This is a genomic window from Planctomicrobium stercoris (assembly GCF_051465655.1).
Lineage (GTDB): Bacteria > Planctomycetota > Planctomycetia > Planctomycetales > Planctomycetaceae > Planctomicrobium.
Window position 1 is genome coordinate 1,221,916 of the sequence record NZ_CP195791.1, and the last position, 20,790, is coordinate 1,242,705.

A 20,790-nucleotide genomic window follows, 5' to 3' on the forward strand; every position below is an offset into this window, starting at 1 on the left:
GGATTCGCATCGATCTCGGACGGAATGTCCGTTGATGAAGCTCCATCGTTGCAGGCCCTGAATGGAAGCACTTCTCCAAGGTTACGAAGTCAATCGGCCGACATGGTTCTACCTGTCGTCGCTGCTGATCATCGCTGTCTACTTCCGGTTCACCCGGATTATCTCGCTGCGAAATGTGGACCTGCTGTTGCTGCTGTCCGCTTCGCCCGGTCTGATTTTCGTCGGGTCGGACATTCCAGCGACCCAGTCGGTGGGGCACTTATGGCTGTTTCTGGTGGCCTGCCTGTTTCTGGTCCGGCTGTTCATTGATCCCTTTCTGAATCGACGTCCCTACCTGGGGCAGAATCTGAACCCGCAGGGGCTCGGCTTTTTCTGCGTGGCAGCCTTTGCGTTTCTCATGACGCAGGCCGTCACCGAATCTCTTCCGGATGCCACTCAGGAAACGGTCCAGCGTGCAGACGACCTGCTAAGTGGGACGGCGACTGTTGCCCGCACCGACGGCTCGCAGGTTCCTGGAGCCGGCCCTGCAGCTTCGCTGATCTCCTCGCCAGCAGTCCTGCTGTTCGAACATATCGCTGCCCGTATCCTGGCAATCCTTGCACACGCTGCCGTGGTGAGCGGACTTTGGTTCGTCGGACGAAATCTGTTTGCTGACCGCAATCTCGGTCTGGCGATGGCGACGCTCTACCTGCTGCTCCCCTGTACCGCGTACAACGTGGGTGAGTTCAATCATGTGCTGCCGGCTGCTTTGATCGTCTGGGCGTTTGTCTGTTTCCGAAAGCCGGTTGTCTCCGGCGTGTTGCTCGGACTGGCGTGCGGAACGATGCTCTTTCCGGTCTTTCTTCTGCCGATCTGGTCAGCGTTCTACGGACGCCGGAATGCCGGCCGATTCGTCGCAGCCCTGTGCGGTGTGGCGATCGTCCTGTTGGCCTGTCTGGCGATCACGTCGGCCGACTCGGACTCCTTTGTGCAGCGGACGATTGGTGAAAACAATGTGATCCTCTCCGCACTTTCCGGAAAGTCGAACACATCCGGCTTCTGGAAAGACCTGGATTACCTTTCGGTCTACCGACTTCCCGTGATGGTCGCTTACTTCATCATGCTTACCGTGATGACCATCTGGCCGAAGTCACGAACTGTGGAGGTCTTGCTGGCCCAGTCGACAGCAGCTGTCGTGGGGACACAGCTCTGGTACGAACAGCAGGGGGGAGTGTATCTCCTCTGGTATCTGCCGCTCATGCTGATGGTGGTCTTCCGTCCTCGCTTGATGCACCTGCGAGCCCCTGGGCACGTTGAACAACTTCTGGAACAGACGAACGTCTCCACCGGGAAGCCGCAGCCTGCGACCGTCAGCGGCCGCTCAATGTCCAGCAGGACCCTGCACCTCTTTCGGTAGTGTGGTCACCCGCGATGCTTTCGCATCAGAGTTTCTTCACCGCGAGTAAGTGCGGACCTCGCTTCGGACTGGCTTGAGGAAAACGGAACGATCCGAAGGTATCCGCCTTGAGCGAATCAATTAACTCTTCAACGCTGCCGGCTTCTTCTTCGCTTCCCGGATGCCCGCGATAAGTCATGACCGTGAGGACTCCACCCGGTCGCAGTGCGCGAAGGGAAGCTTGCAACGCGATGACTGTTGTCTCCACCTTGGTCGTCAACTGGTGATCATGATGGGGGAGATACCCGAGGTTGAACATGATCGCGCTGATGGACTGTTCAAGGCAATGAGGAATCAGTTGTTCCATTTCGGCGTGGCTGCCGTGCACCAGTCGGACATTGGAGCATCCATGAGTCATCAGCCGTCGCTGCGTGCTCTCCAAGGCCTGACGCTGAATGTCCATCGCCCAGACAATGCCTGTGACACCGACCTGTTGAGAGAGGAACAGCGTGTCATGTCCGTTTCCCGCGGTCGCATCGATCACGGTTTCGCCAGGCCGAAGTGTCGATCGCACGATCTCGTGCGCCAGTTGTGTCATCGAAACCATCGTCGGACGTCCAGTTCACGCGGCAGAGGGGATTGATGATCCATGTGGTCCGCCAGTTGTTCCGCCAGCCAAGGTGCCATCAGCGAACCTTTCGTTCCCAGACCATTGAGAATTCCCAGTCGCGGCAGCTCAGGGTGCAGGCCAATGACCGGTTGGAAGTCGTGCATGGTCGGACGAACCGCCCCCCGCTGATCGATCACATTGACGGTGCACTTGAGCCATCTCTGCAGGCGGGTGAGAAGAAGCTCCCTTGCGGCTGCGGTGGGATGCGAGTCCAGCTCTTTCCATTCGAAGGTGGATCCTGACAGGAAGGTATTGTCTGGCATCGGGGCCAGCCAGTTGTCCGCATGGATCGCGCGGGTCTCTTGGAGCCCATCGATTTTCAAAGTCAGGATTTCTCCTTTCGCAGGCTGAAAGCGAACCGTGTCAAACCATCCATTGGTCTGGGGAGGAAAACCCTGACAGAAGATCAGTCGGTCCGCGCTCACGTGGAGTTGCGGAAGAGTGATCCCATCTTCGTCAAATCGAATATCGCTGGCAGCATCGATGTCCGCCTGCAGGAAGCTGTCGGCCTTCTGGAAGTATTCCCGGGAAACATCCAGATACCGGGCCACGTGCAACCGGCCCGCGGTGGGCATTTCAAATCCTCCCCACGGGGCGATCATCGTGGCAGGGATTTCTGATGGGTCGAGCGGGCGCGTGATCCTTTGAAATTCCTGCGAAGACCATCGCAACTGAAATCGCTGCTGCTCGTCTTCGCTGCGGAACAGGTGGAGGGCGGGATGAGACTCGAAGAGGACTGTTCCGGTCAGCTGTTCGATCCTGCGATAAAAAGACTCTGCGAGAGTTCGACATTCATTCCAGTACAACGTGGTCGCGAGTTTGGGACCGGTGACAGGTGTGAGCAAACCGGCAGCAATCCGCGAAGCGGTCACAGCCTCACCCCGGTCAATCAGCAGGCAGCGCTGACCGCGCAGCAGGAGTGTCCAGGCCAGGGTCGTTCCGGCGAGTCCCTGTCCGATGAGACAGGCATCAAAATGACGAGGTTTCAACATCGGAACAGGGGGTGATGAAAAGATTCGACAAAATGAAAGGGTGAGGCGAAAATTCTTCAACAACTTACTCAATTTCACTTCCGGGACACAGTTGCTGCAATCTGAACTCAGGTGATTGCCGAGAGCAGGAATCTCGGGTATGTTGCAGGGTTGGTGCATTCAGGCACCGTTCACCCGGGAAATCATTTCGGTCTATGACTCAAGCAGCGATCACTTCCACTTCCGTGTCGACACTGAGCAGTTCCCCCTGTTTGCAAGGCGAGCGAGTTGCCTTTACCGGCACGCTGGCCTCGATGACTCATGCCCAGGCGGCAGAGCTGGTGGCACTGCATGGTGGGACCGCGACGGATCACGTCAGCCGTCAGACCACAATTCTGGTGATTGGTGAGGAAGGGTGGCCACTCGAGGATAACGGACAGCCGAGTGTGAAGCTGCAGCAGGCGGAACGCTGGCGTCAGTCCGGCAGCGAAATTGAATTGCTCAACGAATCAAACTGGCTTTCGCTGCTGGGACTCAATGACCATCGTGAAGAAGTGCATCGGCTCTACACGCCCGCGATGCTCTCTTCCATTCTGCGGATTTCCGTTCATGTCATTCGCGGCTGGGCTCGGGCAGGTCTGATCCGCCCGGTCCGGATGGTCTACCGGCTCCCTTACTTCGATTTCCGGGAAGTCAGCTCGGCCCGGAGACTCAATGAACTTCTTGAATCAGGCGTTCCCCGTAAAGATCTGGAAGAGAGTCTGCGAAGACTCCCCAGCGTCCAGCGCGGAGATGACCGTCCGCTCGAGCAGCTGCAGATCCTCGCTCATCAGCTGGGGGTCGTCATTCGGGACGATCACGGACTGGTCATGGCGTCGAGCGGTCAGCGACTTCTGGACTTCGACCCGGAGGAGACTGTCGACGAGGGAGAACTCGCTGAGACGGAACTCTCCTCGATTCGCTTCGGGCCGGACAAGCTGTCGGATCAGGAACCTAAGGACTGGCTGATTGAAGGCTGCCGACTGTATGACGCCGACCGTTTGAACGAAGCTCTTGAAGCGTTTCGTCGGGCAGCGATGTCTTCTCCCAATTCGGCTGATGTCCATTTTCAGATCGGCGAATGCCTGTATCGAATGGGGCATGCGGAGTGTGCGATCGAGCGGTATTACGCAGCGGTCGAGCATGATCACGACTTTCTGGAAGCGTGGACGCAGATCGGCTGCCTGCATCGCGAGCTGGGAGATTCCAATGCAGCCAAGCAGTCCTTTCTGACCGCACTCAAGCTGCTTCCGGAATACCCCGACGCCCACTTCCATCTGGCGGAAACGCTTTATGAACTGGGTGAGGATGCTGAAGCACGCGTCCACTGGGAAGAATATCTCCAGCACGACTCTCGCGGTCCATGGGCGGACATTGCCCGCCAGCGACTCGAAGGCGACCCGTAGGGTCCGCTGTGCGGACCACGATTGACCTCCAGTTCCACACCAGCATCCAATAGATTCACTTTAGCGTAGTGAGAGTCAGGTCGACTTTGTTCGGTCCGCACAGCGGACCCTACTCAGGTGTAGGATGAAGCGGCTGCCTTGGGGGTGAGCCTGTTCGCAGCGGACGCTACCGCCTAGTGCTGTCGCGATTCTCGCCACGATCGCCAGTCCCAGACCTGTCCCCGCCACTCCTGTCTGACGTGCGGATGCGGACCGGTAGAAGGGGTCGAATATGGCCGTTCGTTCGTCTTCCGGAATGCCATTTCCGTGATCCTCGACCCAGATTGAAACCGACTCGGCGTCGGCGTCCGCACCGATCTGAACCGGACTTCCAGCCGGACTGTACTTCAACGCATTTCCGATCAGATTGTCGAGGGCCTGCTGGAGCAGCGAGACGCTCACTGAAAGGAATGCGCCCGATTCCGACTTCACCGTCAGATCCCGAAAGCGGGGGTGACTTTGCCAGTGCGTCAGCGAGCCGCGGAGCCAGTCATCCAGAAAAATCTCCTGTCCATCCGGGGGCGACGTATCGTTTTCGGTCCGGGCGAGAAACAGCAGGGTTTCCACGATCTTCTGCAGGTCATTGGTCTGGGCGCTGAGAAGTTCGAGGATTCGACGATGTTCAGCGACGTCGCGTGGTCGACGCAGCGCCACATCGATTTCGCCTCGCAAAACGGTCAACGGAGTTCGCAGTTGATGGGCGGCATCTCCTGTGAAACGCTGCTGTTGCTGATAGGCCTGCCGCAGGCGATCGAGCAGACTGTTAAATGCAGTTGCCAGTGAAGCAAGTTCATCATGCTGGTGAGAAACAGGCAGGCGCAGATCGAAGTCGACACTGGTCATGGAGCGGGCGCGTTCTGCCATCGCTCCGACAGGCTGCAGGGCTTTGCGGCAGTAAGAGCGTCCCGAGACCGCCGCTGCGATCCATAGTCCGATCGGGAGAGTGCTGGCGAGGAGCCCCAGCCGCCACAGATCGGAGTTCAGTCGAACGGCATCCCGGGCGACGGTGACCAGTAATTCAGCGGATTCATCCACATCCCGTTCCGACTCCGGCTTGGGATCAGTGCAGGCCAATCGCTGCTGCAGGTAGCGCCATTGACCGGAGCTTCTGATTTTTGAGGTGGAAAACTCTGCGGGATTCGCGAGTGAGAGCAATTGCCTGTCGGCGGGATCAGGAGTGCGGAGGTTGTGGGAGGAGTCGACAAGACCTCCAACCTCGTTCACGATCAGCCAGCGGACTTCGTCTTCTTCCCGTTCGTTTCCGAGATTGATGGTGTGGTCGGACGGCTGCCATTTGACGCCATCGGGTTCCACTTCCACAGCTGCCACAAGCACGTTGAGGGCACTGTTGAGCTGCGAGTCGAACTGATGGAACAGATGTTCGCGAATCAGAAAGTACATGGCTGCGGAGTAGCCCACGAGGCAGACTCCGAGCGCGAGCAGGAAGAACGCGGAGACCCGGTTGACAAGCGTCATGCTAAGAGTCCGCCCCCAGCGAGGAGACCATCAGGTATCCACGACCTCGGCGGGTCTGAATCAGCCGAGGGCCAAACTGTTCCAGTTTGCGACGCAGTTCCTTCACATGAACCTCAATCGTGTTGGAGAGTCCATCGAACTGGTCTCCCCAGACAACGTCATAGATGCGGGTGCGTGTGAGCACCGTTCCGGGATGCTTCAGAAATAGACAGAGCAGCGAAAACTCTTTTGCTGTCAGGATCAGGGGAGAGCCGGCACGGGTCGCCTGCTGAGTCGACAGGTCAGCCCGGATATCCAGGTGTTCCAGAACGAGACTCGACTTCTGGTCGGGACGACGAAGCAGCGCCCGAACACGTGCCAGAAGTTCTTCAAACGCAAATGGCTTGCAGAGATAGTCGTCAGCACCCGCATCAAGTCCAGTGACCCGCTGCTGTAAAGCGTCACGTGCCGTCAGGAACAGTACGGGGGTCGAGCGGTTTCGCTGGCGAAATCGTTTCAGGACGTCAATGCCGTCTTCGCCTGGAAGCCACCAGTCCAGCAGGACCAGGTCCCACATTTCCCGCTGCAGTGCGATCCAGCCACCCGGCCCATCGCTGACATGTTCGACCGCATAGCCCTCCTCGGTGAGGCCGCGCTTGAGGAAATCTGCGATTCGAGCTTCGTCTTCGATAATCAGGATGCGACTGCTCATGGTGACCTGCGAACCCGAACAGGAAATTTATTGAATCGTCGATTGTATCGGGCAATTGCAATTGGCGAGGATTTGTAGATGAAATCTCCTTTATCTTCGGAAAATCCTTGAGCCCCGTTGAACACTCATACGTTCCAGAGATAAACCCGAATTTAACACACCTTCACGCTGGGGACAGGCATGCCTTTTAGCATGATTTCTGTTTACGGAACGTCCGGAACAAGACTCCGTTTTGCGACGGGATTCCCGGGAATCTGCCTCCGAGGAGAGTGGGGAATGTTAAAAGCTCGCGACCATCGGCATCGCTTCGACTTGCTCAAGGATTCTCCCTCCGCCGCACCGGAAGTTGAGCTGGCCTGGATGTCACTTCAGGTAGATGCGGGGCATGTCCCGTCGAGGGCGGGACGATGGGCCGGTCTGGACGACATGGAATTGACGGGTAAGCCTGGCAGTCGTTCTCGATGGGAACATCGATGGATTTAGTTCATGCTCCGGGCTGGGGGCAGTTTCCTGCGTCTTGCTTGCCAGACCGGCGTCACCGCTGACGCGGAAGCTCAGCGATGTTATTGTGGCTGTCAGGTTTCAGAGGCCACCACAGTCGGGACGTCGTTCGCACAACCGCCTCGCTGACATGCGATTGCCTGTTCCGCAGCTCACTATTTCTGCAGGGAGATTCCGATGAAAACTCATGGCTCAGCAGTCTGGCAGGGAGGAATCAAAGATGGCAAGGGGGCGATCACCACGAAAAGCGGGGCACTCAGCGCGTACCCGTACGGCTTCAGCAGCCGGTTCGAAGGACGCCCGGGAACAAACCCTGAAGAACTGATTGGGGCTGCTCATGCCGGATGTTTCACCATGGCACTCTCGCTCATCCTCGGTGAAAACAAGCTGACCGCCGAAAAGATGGAAACCACCGCGGAAGTGACTCTCGACAAGGTCGACGATGGATTTGCGATCACGTCTGTCCATCTGACGCTGAAGGCGAAAATCCCCGGCGCCGATGACGAGACGTTACAGAAGCTTGCGGGTCTGGCGAAAGCCGGCTGCCCGGTTTCGAAACTGTTGAACACGAATATCACGATGGACGCGACTCTGGAGTGATGTTCCGGAGACTGTCGTCGGTCGGAATGAAGAAGTTCACCACGGAGAGACGGAGTCACGGAACAAGGAATTGAAAGAGAAGTCAGAACGGAACGGGTGAACACCGAAGAGTCGTTCCGTCGAAAGTTTTTCTTCTCTCCGTGCCTCGGTGTCTCCGTGTTGAATCTTTTCTTCTCACACTGCAGATTCTTCTTGCGCCGCGAGGATTTCCGGGATTTCGGGAAATCTCTGGCGTCGGGGCGGGCAACTCGCGATACTTCAACGGCCCATTTTTTCTCGAACCCCGTTGAAGTCATGCATCGTCTTTACATTGAAACCGTCGGCTGCCAGATGAACGTGCTGGACAGCGAGCTCGTCGTTGCCTCATTGCGGCAGCGGGGATATGAGCTGACGGACGATCCCAAACAGGCCGACACGATCCTCTTCAACACCTGCAGCGTCCGCGAGAACGCCGAGCACAAGACCTACAGCTCCGTCGGCCGGTTCAAATACGGGAAACGGAAGAAGCCCGATCTGGTGATCGGAGTGATCGGGTGCATGGCCCAGAAGGATCAGGAGCTGATCTTCGAAAAGGCTCCCCATGTCGATCTGATTGTCGGAACCGGTCAGCTGGCAGAGATTCCTGATCTGGTGGACGAGGTTCGCCGGACCCGGAAGAAGCAGGTCGCGGTTTCGCTGGATCGTAAGGAAGGCTCCCGCGCCGAGGTTGCCGGGAGTTTTGAGAGCTATGATCCGCTGCGCGATCCGACGATGCGTCCCAGCCCGTGGCAGGCGTTTGTCAGAATCATGTTCGGATGTGACAAGTTCTGCACGTACTGCGTGGTCCCGTCGACACGCGGGCCGGAGCAGTCTCGCGCTCCCAGTGAGATTCACCGGGAAGTTCTGACTCTCGCAGCCCAGGGGGTGAAGGAAATCACGCTGCTGGGGCAGACTGTGAATTCATACAAGTACACCGAAGGGGGAGTGCGATACCGGTTGAGCGACCTGATCGCGAAGATTCACGACACCCCGGGAATCGAACGCATCAAGTTTGTGACCAGCTTCCCCAAGGACATGACCACCGACCTTCTGGAGGCGATTCGCGACCTTCCCAAGTGTGCCCGTTATCTTCATGTTCCGCTGCAGCATGGCTGCGATGAACAGCTCAAACGGATGAAGCGGGGTTACACGGTGGAGGACTATCGGGAAATGATGGGACGTATCCGGGAGATTCTCCCGGGATGTGCGGTCAGCAGCGACTTCATCGTCGGCTTCTGTGGAGAGACCGAAGAGAGCTTCCAGAGGAGCGTGGCTGCCATTCGTGAGTTCCGTTTCAAAAACAGTTTCATCTTTAAGTACAGTCCGCGCCCCGGAACCAAGGCGTATGAGCTCTTTGAGGACGATGTCCCTGAAGAGGTGAAACGCCGCCGGAACAACGAACTGCTCGATGTTCAGAACGAGATCAGTGAAGAGGACAATGCGGCCTTCATCGGCAAGCAGGTGGAAGTGCTGGTGGAAGGCCCCAGTAAATGGGGACGAGGCGGAAAGTCGAGAGCCGACTTGATGGATCAGCGTCAATCAACGTCTGAAGGTTCGGATCTTGTCAGCACCGCTCCTGACGCACTTCCGGGCTGGCACAGCGGGCCCGAACCAGTCAACTATCCACAGTCGCAGCCAGATATGACGGAACTGGTGACGCTGGGGGGAGTCCCTTCGGCGCCATCACCGCTCCCCGCACCTGCCCAGGTCACGGCACCCGCAGCGATTGAATCTTTTGAACCGTTGCAGCTGGTGGGGCGGACACTGTGCGATCGGATCGTGGTTTTCACCGGCAATGCGCGTCTGGCGGGAACGCTCGCTGAGATCGAAATCGACGATGTGACGACGACGACCATGCTCGGCTCGATCGTGACGCGAAGTGTCCAGCCCGGGTCCGGCGGCCTGCTTCCAATTCTGATCTGAAAATGCAAGTTCAACGGTGCGAGACACGTCTGCACAGACGTGCTCTTCCTGGGCGACCGAGGATATTGACATTTCGCTTCCGGATGGGATGATTAGAGGGGATGGGCACGATTTTCTGATAGGGAGGCGTATTGTGGCGAAGCTATTTCGGTATCTCGCTGCGTTGTTCTTGGCCGTGACGCTGTTCGTTGCCTGCGACGTGAAACCTGCGGAGGCGGGTCACTGGCGCGGCGGCTACTATGGGGGATGGGGACGGGGCTACTACGGCGGCTGGGGAGGCGGGTACCGAGGCTGGGGCGGCTATTACGGCGGCTGGGGTGGTGGCTATCGCGGCTGGGGCTGGGGCGGTCGAGGCCTCTATGCTGGCTACGGTTATCCTTACTACAGCTACGGCTGGGGATATCCCCGCTACAGTTACAGCTATGGCTGGGGCGGATACAACTATCCCTACTACGCATCCTACGGGTACAGCTCTCCATACTACGGTTCTTATGGGTACCCCTATTACGGCTACACGTACAGCCCATCCTATTTTGGAGCAACCTACGCTCCTGCCTACAGCTACGGGTACGGCAACGCCTACGGCTATCCCTCCTATGCGACCGTGAATGTCGGGTACACACCGGGCGTAAGCGTTTCCTATTCGACGCCCGTATACTCCAATGCAACCTACTCGTCATTCGGGTACGGGATCAACAATCCGTATACAGTGGCGTACCCCGGATCGTACGTCTCGTATGGAAATTACGGTTCATTCGGGTACTCGACAGTCGGTTGCTGCGGATGGTGATTGCTCCGGTCGAGGGGACGACACTCACCTGTCAGCATGATTGAATGACTCTGAAAGGCTGCCGGATTGAAAGATGTCCGACAGCCTTTTGCATTCACAAAGTCTCCCTCGACAGTACGAAGAAGGGACACGCCGCCTCGTGAATCACTCCAGGCAGCCCGGGCTGGGGTGGTGGAACCGTTGTTGTGGCGGTTCATCCGCGGTTCGAATTGAGCCGGGTGGTTGCAGAACCGGGGGCCATCCATTACATCCAGTGAAGAGCCCCTATTTTCTCCCGGCGCCCAGCTCGCACCGAGAGCAAATTCCCTCCTGTTGAGACGACGGAATTCATGAAAGTTCACCAACTTCTGGACCACTACGGGATTACTGAAAACCCGTTCGCCCAGGAAGACGCTGCTTCGGATCAGGTGTTTCGCGAATACTGCCTCAACGGTACGCATCACCCTGCGTGGGACAAGATTTATGGAAATCCCATGAGTCCCGCCACCTCCGTTGTCTTCGGGGAACAGGGAAGCGGAAAGACCGCACTCCGCCTGCAGATCGTCAGCAAGCTGCAGAAGTTCAATCAGGAACACCCGATGCAGCGGGCGTTCATCGTGCAGTACGAAGACTTCAATCCGTTTCTGGATGCGTTCAGAGATCGACTCTCGACCCGGCAGCGGAAGCCGGACCGGGCCCTGCAGAACTGGAGACTGTGGGACCACATGGATTGCATTCTGACGCTGGCGGTAACCCGGCTGGCGGACACGATTCGCAATGACGGCCATGACACCAAGGACCCCACCCACAATATTTCCCTCGATGCGATGGCGAAGCTGACCCGGCCCCAGAAACGGGATCTGCAGATGCTCGCAGCGTTTTACGATCAGAACCGCGACGTCTCGGCCCCACACCGCTGGGCCATGCTCCGTAAGAAACTCCGGTTTTCGACCTGGCGAGCCCACTGGGACTTGGGGATTGGAATTCTGGGGACGATCGCATCGGTCGCCGCGCGGATCTGGTACGCCAAAGGGGATCCCCGCTCGATCTTCAATATCTGGATGCTGCTGGTGGTGGTCGCCTTCTGGCTCCCGTTCCTGTGGCGGCAGTTCAAGTGCTGGTGGACCGCCTGGGGTGTGCAGAAGCAGGTGCGTATCGTCGATCATCAGGTCGGTTCGCTGCGAAAGATCCTCAGCCAGTTCCAGCAGACAGAACTCATCGGACAGCCGTTCCCCAGCCGGGCACGGGGTGATGACCGTTACGAACTGCTGGTCCGTCTGCAGTCGGCGCTGGAGACGCTCGGGTTCACCAGCATTGTTGTGCTGGTCGACCGCGTGGATGAGCCGCACCTGGTGCACGGTTCTCCAGAACGGATCAAGGATCTGGTCTGGCCGCTGTTCGACAACAAGTTCCTCAAGCACCCGGGAATCGCGTTCAAACTGCTGCTCCCGTCGACGGTCGTTGGCTACCTGAATCGACAGGAGAAAGAGTTCTACGAACGTTCACGACTGGACAAGCAGAACATGGTCCTCTCGCTCAGCTGGACCGGGCAGGGGCTGTATGACGTGGCGAACGACCGTATCCGGGCGTGTGCGAAACTGGCCGAGAAGCCGGTCTCGATTCGCAATCTGTTTGACGATTCGGTCAGCGAGCAGGAACTGCTGGCGGTGTTCGACCGCCTGCGAGCCCCCCGGCACCTGTTCAAGTTCCTCTACCGTCTGTTCATCGAACACTGCAGCAAGTACACGGAAGACAATCCGACGTGGAAAATCCAGCGTGACACGTTGCAGTCCACGCTCGCTTTGTTCATGCGTGATCTGGAAGCATACGATCAGAAACTCGGGACCGGTTGAAAGACGTTCCGCACCAATTGAAGTTCAAAACGTCTAGCCACACACTTCAAGTGTGTGGCTAGACCAGTTTGGTCTATCATGTGCAGGCGATTCTGGATTTTCACCGCATGAAAGTCCATATTATCGCCTGCGGAACGTAATAGATTATTTGCAAAACCGCTCTAACAGCCCGTTGAATTTCCTTTCTTCGCTTGACAGGTCTGGTAGATTGCCGGTGGTTCGGATTTCAGGCATTCAGGGAGGGTGACCGATGGCGTTGGGGAAGCGGGAGGAGTCGCAGCAGCAGGAGTTCTGGATGCCGGTTCAGAATCTCTCCAAAGGGCCGGGGCATGTCTTTTATGACAAGCTCAATCAGGTGCTGGCCAAGGCGGGATTCGACAAGGTTCTCGAGGACCTCTGCTCCCCGTATTATGCCAGCACAGGTCGCATGTCGATCCCTCCGGGCGTCTATTTCCGCATGCTGTTGGTCGGGTACTTTGAAGGGATCGACTCCCAAAGAGGCATCGCCTGGAGATGCGAAGATTCGTTGTCGCTGCGAAGGTTCCTGGGCATTCCGCTGGGGAAAGAGACTCCCGATCACAGCAGCCTGACCCGCATCCGTGATCGACTCCCGCTGGAGATTCACCAGCAGGTGTTCCAGCAGGTACTCAGCATCATCGATGAACACGGCCTGATGAAACTCAAAACGAGCGGTGTGGACTCCACGCTGCTGGAGGCGAATGCCGCCATGAAGACAATCGTCCGTAAGGACTCCGGAGAAGACTGGAAGGAGTTCCTCAAACGCCTGATGCAGGAGGAAGGGCTGATCGAAGAGGGAGCGACCCCCAGCGATGAAGACCTCCGCAAGTTCGACAAAACCCGTCATCAGCAGGGGAAGAAGAAGGTCTCCAACACGGACTGGGAATCCTCGTCAGATCCTGATTCCCGCATCGTGAAGATGAAAGATGGCCGCACTCATCTGGGCTATAAGGCTGAGCATGTGATCGACCTGGAGAATGAGTTCATCCTCTCCGCCACGGTGTGTCATGGAACGGACAGTGATGCCGGCACGCTCATCGAAAGTGTGGTGAATGCCCAGCAGAACGTGATTCTCGCTGGCAGTCCGGAAGAGATTGAAGAGGTCGCTGCCGACAAGGGGTATCACAAGAACGAGACGATCACGCAGGCCACGCAGCTGGGACTGCGAACGTACATCCCGGAGCCCAATTCACAACACAATCGCACGTGGACCGACAAGCCGGAGGAGGTGCAGCAGGCAGTGCTCAACAACCGCCAACGCATGAGTCGAGCCAAAGGAAAGGACCTGCAGCGTCAACGCAGCGAGAAAGTCGAACGCAGCTTCGCCCATGTGTGTGAGACCGGCGGAGCGAGGCGAACGTGGCTGCGAGGACTCGAGAAGATCAACAAGCGTTACCTGATCGTGGCTGCAGCCAGGAACCTGGGTTTGCTGATGCTCAAGGCGTTCGGCATCGGCAAACCCAGAGGTCTGCAAGGCGGAATCCGGGCCATTCTGGCACTCTGGGGAACCTGCACGCTTCTCTGGGCCACCCTGAGAAGCTTCCCGCGCTCGCTCCAGGCAAGGACAGCTCATCCGATGGCGTTCCGAGACATCAACTGGCAATTGACCCCACAGCGACCACGTACACCCCGGAAACTCCAAATCATGCCAACTTCAACGGGCTGCTAAACTCACTTTTGATCTGCGCAAAGTGGACAACGTTCATCCATTATTTCCGCCGGCGTTTCTTCGGATCGAAATCCTCTTCCCGTAACATCTCCTGAATTCGCTTCTCCCAGAAACTCACTTCTTCTGTCGATTGAGTTTCCTGATCCAGTACTTCGTCGGGTGGTGTTGTCTCCTGAGGCTGAGGACGTTCCGGGCTTGGCGGCTGCACCTTGGATGAGGGGTTCGGGGTGAGCGGTTGCGTCTCAGGGATCGATCCTGGCTTCTCGACCGGTACGTCAGACTTCTGGCGACTCGCCTGTTCCTTCACCACTTCTTTCGTGATGGATTGAACATCGATCTCGCCGAACTCCTTCAGCCACTGGTCGACATCCTCGCTGGACCCGGAGTCGAATGTCTTTTGAGTTGAGCGACTCTGTTTCGTTTCCGGCTCATCATCAACATCGGGCCGCTTCAACTTCCGTTCATCCAGCTCGACCAGAAAACTGTCACTGCTGATGGAGCTGGCGCGGGCTGCCCGGGCCGCCCGCTGCAGGCGGTGATCGCTGGAAACGACGGTCACATCCCGTGGGGTCTGATGGGCGGACAGAAGAATCTCGATCAGGTCGTCCGCCTGGCGTCCGCGTGGAGAAAAGAGAACGGTCATGCCGTACAGATTCAGAGGGCGACGATCGCTGCTTTCAGCGTACTGGGCGTCGAAGATGATAAAGGTGTGCGTGCGTTCCTCTTCGGTCAGGCTGTCGCGGAGCCGTCTGAGCAGGCGGTCGCGAGCCCGATCGAATTCGCCCGGCTTGTATTTCCCGCGGGCGAGTCCTGCATTGTGCAGCAGGTTGTAGCCGTCGATGACGTATTCCGCAGGCATGGGGACGATGAGGGTGAAACGTTGAGAGAGTGCAAAAGGCTCGCCAGAATTGAGCGTCGTTCATTACAGTATAGCGGAAGCAATCAACCCTCAGCAGCCAGCTGGAGTGAACGGGAACCAATCCCGTTTGCGACCAGCGACAGCGAAGTTTTCTGGAGAACGTCACCGATCTGATGGCTGACAGCTGACCGCTGGCAGCTTCCAAAGGCACACTTTCTATGGCGAAAGAACGGATTTCGAGAGCGACCATTGGATGGCGCGAATGGATCGCGCTGCCGGAACTGAACGTTAAGGCGATCAAGGCCAAAATCGATACCGGAGCGAACACGTCGTCTCTGCATGCCTTCGAAATCGAACGCTTTCGCCGGGCCGGCAAGGAGTTCGTCCGTTTTCAGATTCACCCGCTGCAGCGGAGTGTGCGTCGCACGGTTCAGGCGGAAGTTCCGTTGCTGGAAATGCGATCGGTCCGAAGCTCGAACGGGCACCTGTCCGAGCGGCCGGTGATCGAGACGGAAATCGCCATTTTCGACCAGCTCTGGACAATTGAACTGACTCTGGCGAACCGGGATCAGATGGGATTCCGCATGCTTCTGGGCCGGGAAGCGTTGCGGGGGCGGTTTCTGGTGGATGTGGGTGCGTCGTATCTGGACAGTTCACGGGTTCCAGTGCGGCGAAAATCTTGAATTCCGTGGAACGGGATTTGTTGCTGGCGGTCTTTTCGGACGTGCCGGGACTGCTCCCGCGAATTTCCGGTCAAGTTGCTGGATTGCAGGCTTGCAGAGTGCGGTTAAACGTATCTGATACTTCCACTTTCCGTATTGCAGCAGTTCGCCGGTTGAGTAGAGAACAGCAAACAGCGGTCAGCAATCAGCAAAAAGGGACTGCCAAAATCCTTTTTCTGATCGCTGAATGCTGACAGCTGATTGCTTTCACGCCAATTCGAACTCCTGTTTCCACTCCCCCTGACGGTCATTCATGTCCCACGATGAAGCTGAAGTTGCTGACCCGCACGATCACGAAACTCACCAGGAGCCGGTTGCGGAACCGTCGCGCTCGCTGAAGATCGCCATTCTCTCCCGGAAGTCATCGCTGGTCTCGACTCGACGTCTGAAGGAGGCTGGCGAGCAGCGGGGCCACAAGGTGCAGGTCATCGACTACCTGCGCTGCTACATGAACATCACCTCTCATCGCCCGACCGTGATTTACTCCGGTCGGGAACTGAACGACGTCGATGCAGTCATCCCCCGTATCGGTGCATCACACACATTCTACGGAACAGCCGTCGTCCGGCAGTTCGAGATGATGGGGATCTTCACCGCCAATGAATCACAGGCGATTACGCGATCGCGGGACAAGCTGCGCTGTCTGCAACTGCTTTCTCGTGACGGGGTGGGACTGCCGGTCTCCGGCTTCGCGCATTCGACCAAAGACATTGATGGATTGATCGACATTGTCGGCGGGGCTCCGCTGGTCGTGAAGATCGTGGAAGGGACTCAGGGGGTGGGAGTCATTCTGGCTGAGACCCGTAAGGCAGCTGAAGCGGTGATCGAGGCGTTTCGCGGGCTGGAAGCGAACATCCTTGTGCAGGAGTTCATTCAGGAAGCCTCCGGGAGCGACGTTCGCTGCTTCGTGGTCGGCGGCAAAGTGGTGGCAGCGATGATGCGGACTGCCCGACCCGGCGAGTTCCGTTCGAACCTGCATCGCGGGGGGACTGCGGTCAAAATCAAGATCTCGCCGGAGGAACGTCAGACAGCCGTTCGTGCTGCCAAGAGCATGGGGCTGCGCGTGGCCGGTGTCGACATTCTCCGCTCCCGCCACGGTCCGGTCGTCATGGAAGTGAACTCATCCCCCGGGCTGGAGGGGATCGAGAAAGCAACCAAGATTGACGTCGCCAGCAAGGTGATCGAATATATCGAAAAGCAGGTGGATGTGGCCGATTCGAAGGACCGGATCAAGGGGTAATGGGTCCAGAGCAGGGAGCACGGAATGCGCAGGATTGCCTGGGGAGCATGGCTGGCTGGAGTTTTAGTCTGTTCACCACTGTCCGCAGACGAACCGCCCGGCACCCCGCAGGCGATTGTTCAGGCGTGGATGAAAGCCTCCGAGGAACGTGGCCCGTTTGAAGCGGAGGGACACCATTTTCGGTATCACAAGATTTCGCAGACTGCCGAAATCATGTCCATGCATTGCTGGACGCTCCTGGCGAGTGGAAGTGGGACTTAATTTCCGTTCCGCGATCCGTGACTGGTCCGACAATTTGCAAAGGTGACATTGAATACCGACTCCGGCGGAAGCCGCCTTGTTCTTATACGGTGCACGACTACGTGTATTTCGATTGCAGTTCAGGGGAGAAGGTGTTGGGGATTCCATTTCGCCGGGAAGATCCAAATGAACCTTCAACAATGATTCAGCGATGGATCAACAAGGCCTTCAACTCGATTGCCCCGTTGGACTGGATTGTCTTCCCGGAAATCTATTCCGAACAGGTCGAAGATCACCTCATCGAGTTCACAGATCCCGATCTGCTTCGGGCGAAGTCTGAAACTGACTTTGGTTTGACCTTCACCCCTCAGAACCAGGAGAGCCAACGGCACTACAGCGAAGCGATCGTCATCTTCAACTCAACGACAATGCTTCCCTGGGCGATGCGGATCGAGAGCCCCGATGGGAATGACATCACCGTGATCTCACTGACGTCCCTTCGGCCGAATGCTCAGATAGACATTCAGATCCCTGACTTAGCATTGGGGAAACCGGAAGAAGGACAACCCACCCGGTAGAGCACGCTCCCGGGTTCGAGTGCATCCCAGTCACAGGCAGAAAAATGGCTGCCGGTGGAGTTGATTGCTTCCCGCAGCCCCGCCATGATTCATGCCCGGACTCTCGTGGCGACGTGCCGCTTTTCTGATTCTTTCAGCCCACTTCAGGTTTTATGTTTGCTTATCAAGGTCGGACGGCACTGGTCACTGGAGCTTCGTCCGGGATCGGAGCCGAGTTCTCTCGGGCACTCGCTGCCCGTGGCATGAATCTGATTCTCGTGGCCCGCAATGAAGTCGCGCTGAACAAACTGGCGGCCGAGCTGGTCTCGCAATGCCGCGTCGACGTACAGGTGATCCCCGCTGACCTGAGCGGTGAATCCGCCCCGAGGGAAATCGCCGCTGCTGTGAACGGACGCGGTTTGACGGTCGACCTGCTCATCAACAATGCCGGCTTCATGACGTACGGTCCTTTTGAAACGGTCGACCCTGCGCAGGATCACGCTGAGGTCATGGTGAACACCGCCGCCATCGTCGGGCTCTCTCATGCGTTTCTTCCCGGGATGCTGGAACGTCGCACGGGGGGCATCATCAACGTCGCATCGATCGCGGGATTTCAGCCGATCCCGTTTCTGTCGGTCTACGCAGCGACCAAGGCTTTCGTCATCTCATTCTCTGTCGCATTGTGGGAAGAATGCCGCAGCCGCGGCGTGCATGTGATGGTGCTGTGTCCCGGAACGACCACGACCGAACTCTTCTCACGGGCGACGGCAGCGGAAGCCGCTGTGGGCAAGCACCGGACTGTTCAACAGGTGGTCGCGACGGCATTGAAAGCCTTTGATCACAAGCGGAGTCTGGTGGTCGATGGCTGGAAGAACTCCCTGCTGGCACATGGACCCCGATTGATCCCCCGCTGGTTCGCAGCCAGCTGTGCGGGCAAAACGGTTCAGCCTCAGCCGCAAAAGAAGTGAGTCCTTGTCGCGGAGTTTGCGATTTCACTTGATGCGCCAGAAGAGGTGGTCCTCGACCTGCAGCTGGGTTCGCATCGCTTCGACCTGTTCGCGGAATCTGATGGCGTCGTTGGGGTAGCCGCGTGTCGGCTTCACATCCGGACAATGGCGTCCCCAATACAGGTTGAACAGGTCCATGGCCAGCTCCCGCATGTACTTGGCGATGATGGACGCGCAGGCGACCGGAAGATGCGATTCCCCACCGACCTGGAAGCGGAGTTCACATTCGCGGACCCGGTAGCGGCTCAGGTCCCGGCCTTCTTCCAGACGAAAAATCATTTCGCCGTCCAGCACTTCGGAGAGAAGTTCATCGTACCGGTTGCGGCCCCCATGTTTGTCCCCCACGAACAGGGCGCGACGGGTTTCGCCCGGATGCCAGGCTCGTCCGAGAAGTTGAAAGGCCAGACGTGACAGCGTCAGTCCTTTGTTGTTGCCGTTGCTCTCCACCAGCGAGTTGAAACGTTCTTCAACGACCAGATCCGCGTGGATGTCGAGCAGTTGAACTTCGTGTTTGTCCATGCAGCTGCGTAGACGTTCAGCGAACTCCTGAATTTCATCCGGGCAGGCAGCCACCGGTAGGGTGAGGTCATCGGAGTACCAGGGGGCGGAGGGGACGGAGAACCCGGAAGCATCCGTTCCGGTCAGTCGCTTCCACAGGGATTGAAACGTCAGATCTGTCCAGCCGAGACAAGACAGCAGCGCGAGTGCGGACGTCTCCAGAGATCGAAACCCCAGCTTCCCGACGTTCACCGCTTTGGAGTCCGCGATATGCAGCTTCTTTCCGCGTGCGGTCCCCTTAAGGTCGACGGCCTTCTTCAGGCAGCGATAAAAGTCGCACAAATGAGGAGCATCAGGGGTCTGCCAGCAAGTCACCGCGATGAGCAGCGGTCCCAGGTTGGGTCCATACCCCGCTTCATCCATTCCGATGAAGAGTCCGCGAGTTGAACGAGCTGTTGGCTTCGGGCAATCCAATGTCGAAGCAGAATTCGACCCTGCTGAGCTTGAGACATGAGGTCCGGATGCAAACAGTTCCTTCGTGACGTTGAGTTGCTGTGAAGGCATCTGTGCCATCCATGCGATGAAAAATTCCTGTGGTCGCGTGAGGAAGAAGTATGACAGATCGCCACGAGAGGAGCGATGCTGTGAGGCCCGTTGCTCTTTCGAACAGGCGGGCGCGGAAAAAAGAAAAACGGCGTACGGCTTGGGGAGAGGGGGACCCAAGCCGACGCCGTCGAAGGCGTGCGTCAACGCGACGCACCGGGGAGTTTGGTTCAAGCTTTGTCGGAATCCTGAATATCCGGAGGTTGCATTGCCGTGCTGCGTCCAGATTCGGCGAGCAACTGCCTGACTCGCCGACATGAAGACCTTTTGCAAAGTTCGCGCCGCAGCCGACTCCCGCTGGCACCGTGACAGCTCTGGCATCAGTCATCGGTTTTGTAAGTTCGGACTGACAAGGAACTTGTTGAGTTTCAGAAATTCGCCGGCAATGGGCTTCGCCGACGGGACGAGTCACATCCGCAGCCCGATCCTCTCCATTCCTGCCCAAGCTGTGGGCAGCCTCGTCGCGAATTTCCGGCACGGTTGGGCGACGGCAGACTTCGAAGGGCGTTCGAGGTTTTCGGCTGGGGCGCTCCCTCAGCACGCAGCGTGGGTCCTGAGCCCCCGATCGGATTCGACAGGCATTCATTCGGAAGGGGCAGGAGAACTCCTAAACGGTTTCGGTGGATGGGGTTTTGTCATGAGCGACGTTCTTTTTCAATCGCTGTCTCAGCTTGGCACGTCCGATGCAAAGTCGGGTGGAAGATCAACATGTGGCAGAGACCACTATTTGATATTCCAGTTTCGAACTGAGGAGTACCGAGCGATGAAAAGGTTCATGATCCTGCTGTGCGTGGGCGCGATGTCCCTGACGATGATGGGTGAAGCGGCCGAAGCGGCCCGCTGGGGAAGAAATGCGCGGAGTTTCAATCGAGGGTACCGCCAGGGAGTTCGAACCACGGAGAGACAGATCAACCGCAGCCTCCGCCGCGGATACATCGGTCCGCGATACAACAGCAACTCGCGTTACCGGTACGACCGGCGCGACTTCAATCGTGGTTATCGCTACGGCCGGGCACCCGGAGTGGTGCTCTATTTCTAGAGCGACA

The 20,790-nt window shown here is 57.7% G+C and carries 20 protein-coding genes; 14 read left to right on the top strand and 6 right to left on the bottom strand.

The window, feature by feature from the left end; translation table 11 throughout:
• Positions 1-61 precede the first annotated feature (61 nt).
• A complete protein-coding gene (locus tag SH661x_RS04990) occupies positions 62-1,396 on the top strand; it encodes a glycosyltransferase family 87 protein (protein ID WP_437228630.1) in 1,335 nt (444 codons plus the stop codon).
• Positions 1,397-1,421: 25 nt separating this feature from the next.
• On the opposite strand, the gene SH661x_RS04995 is transcribed toward SH661x_RS04990, so the two are convergent.
• Positions 1,422-1,982 (bottom strand): class I SAM-dependent methyltransferase, encoded by a 561-nt coding sequence (locus SH661x_RS04995; protein ID WP_437228633.1) that lies wholly within the window; start codon positions 1,980-1,982, stop codon positions 1,422-1,424.
• Entirely contained in the window at positions 1,970-3,037 is a 1,068-nt protein-coding gene (locus SH661x_RS05000) for an NAD(P)/FAD-dependent oxidoreductase (protein ID WP_437228635.1), read from the bottom strand. Before SH661x_RS05000 ends, SH661x_RS04995 begins: the two co-directional genes overlap by 13 nt.
• Positions 3,038-3,231: 194 nt before the next feature.
• Here SH661x_RS05000 and SH661x_RS05005 point away from each other — a divergent pair, with 194 nt between their 5' ends.
• Positions 3,232-4,461, top strand: a complete 1,230-nt coding sequence (locus tag SH661x_RS05005; RefSeq protein ID WP_437228637.1) for a tetratricopeptide repeat protein — start codon at positions 3,232-3,234, stop codon at positions 4,459-4,461.
• 75 nt (positions 4,462-4,536) lie between these two features.
• Here the strand turns inward: SH661x_RS05005 and SH661x_RS05010 are convergent, their stop codons facing one another.
• Both SH661x_RS05010 and SH661x_RS05015 read right to left on the bottom strand, forming a co-directional pair.
• Positions 4,537-5,976 (bottom strand): ATP-binding protein, encoded by a 1,440-nt coding sequence (locus SH661x_RS05010; RefSeq protein WP_437228639.1) that lies wholly within the window; start codon positions 5,974-5,976, stop codon positions 4,537-4,539.
• Position 5,977: 1 nt separating this feature from the next.
• Positions 5,978-6,667, bottom strand: coding sequence for a response regulator transcription factor (locus tag SH661x_RS05015; protein ID WP_437228642.1), 690 nt, complete (start codon positions 6,665-6,667; stop codon positions 5,978-5,980).
• Positions 6,668-6,943: 276 nt separating this feature from the next.
• On the opposite strand from SH661x_RS05015, the gene SH661x_RS05020 reads away from it, so the two are divergent.
• From SH661x_RS05020 to SH661x_RS05045, 6 genes are all read left to right on the top strand, one after another.
• Positions 6,944-7,150, top strand: coding sequence for a hypothetical protein (locus SH661x_RS05020; protein ID WP_437228644.1), 207 nt, complete (start codon positions 6,944-6,946; stop codon positions 7,148-7,150).
• Between the two features lie 195 nt (positions 7,151-7,345).
• On the top strand, positions 7,346-7,768 hold the full coding sequence (locus SH661x_RS05025) for an OsmC family protein (RefSeq protein WP_437228646.1): 423 nt from the start codon (positions 7,346-7,348) through the stop codon (positions 7,766-7,768).
• A gap of 294 nt (positions 7,769-8,062) precedes the next feature.
• Entirely contained in the window at positions 8,063-9,709 is a 1,647-nt protein-coding gene (gene miaB / locus SH661x_RS05030; RefSeq protein WP_437228649.1) for a tRNA (N6-isopentenyl adenosine(37)-C2)-methylthiotransferase MiaB, read from the top strand.
• Between the two features lie 133 nt (positions 9,710-9,842).
• On the top strand, positions 9,843-10,499 hold the full coding sequence (locus SH661x_RS05035; RefSeq protein ID WP_437228652.1) for a hypothetical protein: 657 nt from the start codon (positions 9,843-9,845) through the stop codon (positions 10,497-10,499).
• 329 nt (positions 10,500-10,828) lie between these two features.
• Entirely contained in the window at positions 10,829-12,331 is a 1,503-nt protein-coding gene (locus tag SH661x_RS05040; RefSeq protein WP_437228654.1) for a hypothetical protein, read from the top strand.
• A 250-nt stretch (positions 12,332-12,581) separates the two neighbouring features.
• Positions 12,582-14,018 carry a transposase gene (locus tag SH661x_RS05045; RefSeq protein ID WP_437228656.1) on the top strand — a complete coding sequence of 479 codons (1,437 nt, stop codon included), beginning with the start codon at positions 12,582-12,584 and terminating at the stop codon, positions 14,016-14,018.
• Positions 14,019-14,058: 40 nt separating this feature from the next.
• Here the strand turns inward: SH661x_RS05045 and SH661x_RS05050 are convergent, their stop codons facing one another.
• Complete coding sequence (locus SH661x_RS05050; protein WP_437228658.1) at positions 14,059-14,877, bottom strand: NYN domain-containing protein; 819 nt, start codon at positions 14,875-14,877, stop codon at positions 14,059-14,061.
• 218 nt (positions 14,878-15,095) lie between these two features.
• Here SH661x_RS05050 and SH661x_RS05055 point away from each other — a divergent pair, with 218 nt between their 5' ends.
• The 5 genes from SH661x_RS05055 to SH661x_RS05075 all read left to right on the top strand — a co-directional run bounded on the left by SH661x_RS05055 (position 15,096) and on the right by SH661x_RS05075 (position 18,604).
• Positions 15,096-15,560, top strand: a complete 465-nt coding sequence (locus SH661x_RS05055; RefSeq protein WP_437228660.1) for an ATP-dependent zinc protease family protein — start codon at positions 15,096-15,098, stop codon at positions 15,558-15,560.
• 373 nt (positions 15,561-15,933) lie between these two features.
• Positions 15,934-16,839, top strand: a complete 906-nt coding sequence (gene rimK / locus SH661x_RS05060) for a 30S ribosomal protein S6--L-glutamate ligase (protein WP_437231170.1) — start codon at positions 15,934-15,936, stop codon at positions 16,837-16,839.
• Between the two features lie 24 nt (positions 16,840-16,863).
• On the top strand, positions 16,864-17,100 hold the full coding sequence (locus SH661x_RS05065; protein WP_437228661.1) for a hypothetical protein: 237 nt from the start codon (positions 16,864-16,866) through the stop codon (positions 17,098-17,100).
• A gap of 179 nt (positions 17,101-17,279) precedes the next feature.
• Positions 17,280-17,657, top strand: a complete 378-nt coding sequence (locus tag SH661x_RS05070) for a hypothetical protein (RefSeq protein ID WP_437228663.1) — start codon at positions 17,280-17,282, stop codon at positions 17,655-17,657.
• 152 nt (positions 17,658-17,809) lie between these two features.
• Positions 17,810-18,604: an SDR family NAD(P)-dependent oxidoreductase gene (locus SH661x_RS05075; protein WP_437228665.1), complete on the top strand. Its 795-nt coding sequence runs from the start codon at positions 17,810-17,812 to the stop codon at positions 18,602-18,604.
• A 24-nt stretch (positions 18,605-18,628) separates the two neighbouring features.
• Here the strand turns inward: SH661x_RS05075 and SH661x_RS05080 are convergent, their stop codons facing one another.
• Positions 18,629-19,705, bottom strand: coding sequence for a hypothetical protein (locus SH661x_RS05080; RefSeq protein ID WP_437228667.1), 1,077 nt, complete (start codon positions 19,703-19,705; stop codon positions 18,629-18,631).
• 802 nt (positions 19,706-20,507) lie between these two features.
• On the opposite strand from SH661x_RS05080, the gene SH661x_RS05085 reads away from it, so the two are divergent.
• Entirely contained in the window at positions 20,508-20,783 is a 276-nt protein-coding gene (locus SH661x_RS05085) for a hypothetical protein (protein WP_437228669.1), read from the top strand.
• The last annotated feature ends 7 nt before the right edge of the window (positions 20,784-20,790 follow it).